Annotated in this window: 3 protein-coding genes; 1 reads left to right on the top strand and 2 read right to left on the bottom strand. The window is 71.6% G+C overall.

Annotated features, from left to right (window positions below; genetic code table 11):
• Nucleotides 1-60: 60 nt before the first annotated feature.
• Together RH94_RS12590 and RH94_RS12585 are read right to left on the bottom strand one after the other, a co-directional pair.
• The gene (locus tag RH94_RS12590) at nt 61-1317 is read right to left on the bottom strand and encodes a L,D-transpeptidase (RefSeq protein ID WP_407697304.1); all 1257 of its coding nucleotides are present in this window, start codon (nt 1315-1317) and stop codon (nt 61-63) included.
• A 180-nt stretch (nt 1318-1497) separates the two neighbouring features.
• A complete protein-coding gene (locus RH94_RS12585) occupies nt 1498-2724 on the bottom strand; it encodes a L,D-transpeptidase (protein WP_073947695.1) in 1227 nt (408 codons plus the stop codon).
• Nucleotides 2725-2910: 186 nt separating this feature from the next.
• Here RH94_RS12585 and RH94_RS43170 point away from each other — a divergent pair.
• Nucleotides 2911-4288: glycogen debranching protein (locus RH94_RS43170; protein ID WP_407697303.1), on the top strand; the 1378-nt coding region annotated here is incomplete at its 3' end.

Here is a 4288-nt window from a genome sequence, read left to right as displayed (position 1 = left end):
CGGCCGGCCCGGTGCGGTCGGTCGCACCGGGCCGGGCCGGGCCGGGCCGTCGGCGACGCGTTACGCCTTCCACTCGTCCCAGGGCATGTTCCAGCCGTTGAACCCGTTGTCCGGGGCGACCGTCCGGTCGCGGGAGTTCTTGACGACCACCACGTCGCCGACCATCGAGCGGTTGAAGAACCAGGCGGCCGGCGTGCCGCCGTCGTAGCCGCCGCGTACGTCGCGCAGGCCGATGCAGCCGTGGCTGGCGTTGTAGCTGCCGAAGGCGCCGCCGCTCCAGTAGTTGCCGTGGAGGAAGGTGCCGGAGGTGGTCAGGCGCATGGCGTGCGGCACGTCCTTGATGTCGTACTCGCCCTTGCCGTCGGAGTCGGTGAAGCCGACCGTCGCGCCGTTCATGCGGGTCACCTTGAGCTTCTCGCTGACGACCATCTGGCCGTTCCAGGTGGCGGTGCTCGGCGCGCCGGCGGTGATGGGGATGGTCTTGATGACCTTGCCCTCCCGCATGACCTTCATCGTGTGCTTCTCGGCGTCGACCACGGAGACCTGGTTGCGGCCGATGGTGAAGGAGACGGTCCTGCTCTGCTTGCCGTAGACGCCGGGACGGCCCTCGACGCCGTCCAGGTCGAGCTTGACGGTGACCTTGGTGCCGGCCTTCCAGTAGTGCTCGGGGCGGAAGTCGAGGCGGTCGTTGCCGAACCAGTGGCCGGCGACCTCGACGGCCGGCTCGGTCTTGATCTCGATCGCCTTCTCGACGGCCTTCGGCTCCGTGATGCCCCGGGTGAAGCGGAGCGAGAACGGCATTCCGACGCCGACGGTGGAGCCGTCCTCGGGAGTGAAGTGGCCGACGAAGGTGTTCTGCGGGGTCAGCGTGGTGAAGCTGGAGTCCTCGGCCGCCTCGATGCCCTCGGAGTCCTTGGCCACCACGTGCACCGTGTACTTGGTGGAGGCGGCCAGGTGCCTGCTCGGCGTCCAGGAGGTGCCGTCGCCGGACAGCTCCCCGGGTATCTCCGTGCCCTTGGTGTCCTTGACGACGACCTGGGTGAGCTTGCCCTTGCTCACACCGACCTCGAGGGCACCGCTGGTCTCCACGGACTTGGCGCCGTCCTTGGGCGTGATGGCCACGACCGCCTGCGACTGCTTGTTCCGGGCCGTGTCGGAACCCTTGCCCCCGCTCTTCCCGGGCCCCTCGTCCGAGGCGCCCCCGCCGCACGCGGTGACGGCGAGAACCAGCATGCCTGACACCAGTGTCAGCAGCCCCTTGCGTCCCCGTCGTCCCCGCGCGTCCACCGACGTCCCCGATATCGGCCGCACGTTCAAGTTCGTCTCCCCTCCCCGGGCCGATCGGGCCCGAGCCCCGGTGCGCGTCGCGCGCATTGGCCGCATAGTAACCACAAGGTCAGGGGCAATTTGTCAGGCGATTGTCACTGTTCAGTCCCAACTTCAACAGCTTCCGGGCGGGCGGGGGCGAACGGCCCCTCAGTCCCCGCCTCCGCCGGGTCACTTGCCCGCGCCGCCCGCCTTCCACCGGCCCCAGTCCATGTTCCATCCGCCGAGGCCGTTGTCGGGAGCGACCGTCCCGTCCTGGCTGTTGACGATCCGGACGATGTCGCCGACGAGGCTGCGGTCGAAGAACCAGGCCGCCGGCGTCCCGGTCCCGCCGCCCTTGACGTCCCTCAGGCCCACGCAGCCGTGGCTGATGTTCTCGCGGCCGAACGTGTTCCGAGGGGACCAGTAGTTGCCGTGCAGGTAGGTGCCGGAGGTGGTGAGCCGCAGGGCGTGCGGGACGTCGGGGACGTCGTACTCGCTGCCGAAGCCGACCGTGCGGCTGTCCATGCGGGTGACCTCGTGCATCTCCATCACCACCATCGTCCCGTTGTACGTGGCGTGCTTCGGCGTCCCGGCGGTGATGGGGAGCGTGTCGAGCAGTCGGCCGTCACGGCGGACCTGCATGGTGTGGGCGGCGACGTCGACCAGGGAGACCTGGCTGCGGCCGATGGTGAAGGAGAAGGTCTTGGACTGCAGACCGTAGACGCCGGGCGCACCCTCGACGTCCCTCAGGCGCAGCTCGACGGTGACCCGGGTGCCCGGCTTCCAGAACTCCCGGGGGCGGAGGTCGAGCCGGCTCCCGCCGAACCAGTGCGGGCGGATCTCGACCGGTGGCTCGGCGGTGACGCGGACGGCCCGCTCGACGGCGGCGCGGTGGGTGACGGGCCGGTTGAAGGACAGCGAGACGATCATTCCGGTGCCCACGACGGAGCGGTTCTCCGGGGTGACGTAGCCGATGAAGCGTTTGTCGGGGACGAGGGTGGTGAAGGTGGTGTGCCGGGCGGAGCGGTTCCCGGCCTCGTCGTCGGCCACCACGTCGACGGTGTACTTGGCGGCGAGGGCGAGCCGGTCGTCGTCGGGCTGCCAGGTCCGGCGGTCGTGGGAGAAGTGCCCGGGCACCGGGGTGTTCTGCGCGTCCTGGGACCTGACGACCGTGACGGACTCCAGGTGCCCGTCGGCGGCCCGCACCCGCAGCTTCTCGCCGGGCCGGACGCCCTTGCTGCCGTCGTCCGGAAAGACCTTGACGACGTCCTCGGGCGCCGGGGGGTCGCCGAAGACCCGGTCGAACGCCTTGCCGCCCGAGGTGCAGCCGGCGGCCCCGGCCAGTAGTCCTGCCCATGTCAGTACGGCGGCCAGTACGGCCCCCGCGCGCCGTGCGCGTCCAGTTGCATGCCTCACGGGCTGCCCAACGACCGGGCCCGCCCGGGGAAACGTGAGTGCGAGGCACGCCGTGGGCAGAACAGTGGGGAGGACCGCGCGACGGGAGCCGCGCCCGGGAGCCGGCCGTGGGGAGGGACGGGCCGGAGGCGGAGGAGCCGCAAGGAGCACAAGAAGCCGTGAGAGCTGAAAAAAGGGGCCGCCCAGGTGTCCAGCGCAGCCGAGCAGGGGGCGGTGGCGGGCGGACGCGCCACCGAGGACGGGTGCGCCGCCGGGGACGGGTTCGCCACCGGGGACGGACGGGCCACCGGGGACGGGCGGGCCGCCCAGGAGGACCGTCCGTCCGCCGCCGTGAGCGGCGCCCGCCGCGCCGCGCCGCCGCCCGGCGTGCCCGTGTGGCCGGGCGCGCCGACACCGCTGGGCGCCCGCTTCCGGGCCGGCCCGGAAGGGGTGGTGGGCACCAACTTCGCGCTGTGGGCGGGCGGGGCGGAGGCGGTGGAGCTGTGCCTGTTCGACGGGTCGGGCAGGGAGACCCGCGCCCGGCTCACCGAGCTGACGCACGAGATCTGGCACGGCTTCGTCCCGGGCGTGATGCCGGGGCAGCGGTACGGCTACCGGGTGCACGGCCGCTGGGACCCGTGGACCGGCGCCCGCTGGAACCCGGCCAAGCTGCTGCTCGACCCGTACGCGCGCGCGGTGGACGGTGCCAAGGGAAATGACTACAGCCGGCTGCCCCCTCAGGTGTACGGGCACGTCCGGGACTGGCCCGACCAGTCGGTGGCGGACACCGTGCGCGACGAGCGGGACTCTGCGCCGTACGTGCCCAAGGGCGTCGTCGTCCACGATGACGACGACTGGTCCGACGACCGCCGCCCCAAGACGCCGTGGGCCGACTCGGTGATCTACGAGCTGCACGTGCGCGGCTTCACCAGGCTGCACCCCGGGGTCCCGGAGGAGCTGCGGGGCACCTACGCCGGACTGGCCCACCCGGCGGCGGTCGAGCACCTGGTGAGGCTGGGCGTGACGGCGGTGGAGCTGCTGCCGGTGCACCAGTTCGCGCACGAGGACCACCTGTTGCGCCGCGGCCTGCGCAACTACTGGGGCTACAACTCCATCGGCTACTTCGCCCCGCACGCGGCCTACGCCGCCTCCGGCACCGCCGGTCAGCAGGTGGGCGAGTTCAAGCGGATGGTGCGCGCGCTGCACGCGGCCGGCATCGAGGTGATCCTCGACGTGGTCTACAACCACACGGCGGAGGCGAACGAGTACGGTCCCACGCTGTCCCTGAAGGGCATCGACAACCAGCGCTACTACCGCCCCCAGCCGGACCCGCGCCGGTACGCCGACTACACCGGCTGCGGCAACACCCTGCACGTGGTCCAGCCGCACGTGCTGCGTCTGATCACCGACTCGCTGCGCTACTGGGTGACCGAGATGGGCGTGGACGGCTTCCGCTTCGACCTGGCGGCGGCGCTGGCCCGCTCCATGCACGACGTGGACATGCTCTCCCCGTTCCTCGCGGTCATCGCCCAGGACCCGGTGCTGCGCCGGGTGAAGCTGATCGCCGAGCCGTGGGACGTCGGCT

Source organism: Streptomyces kebangsaanensis (assembly GCF_001906585.1).
In the GTDB taxonomy this organism is placed as follows: Bacteria; Actinomycetota; Actinomycetes; order Streptomycetales; family Streptomycetaceae; genus Streptomyces; species Streptomyces kebangsaanensis.
Note: the sequence above shows the minus strand (reverse complement) of the source record. Positions and strands in the feature narration are given on the sequence as shown.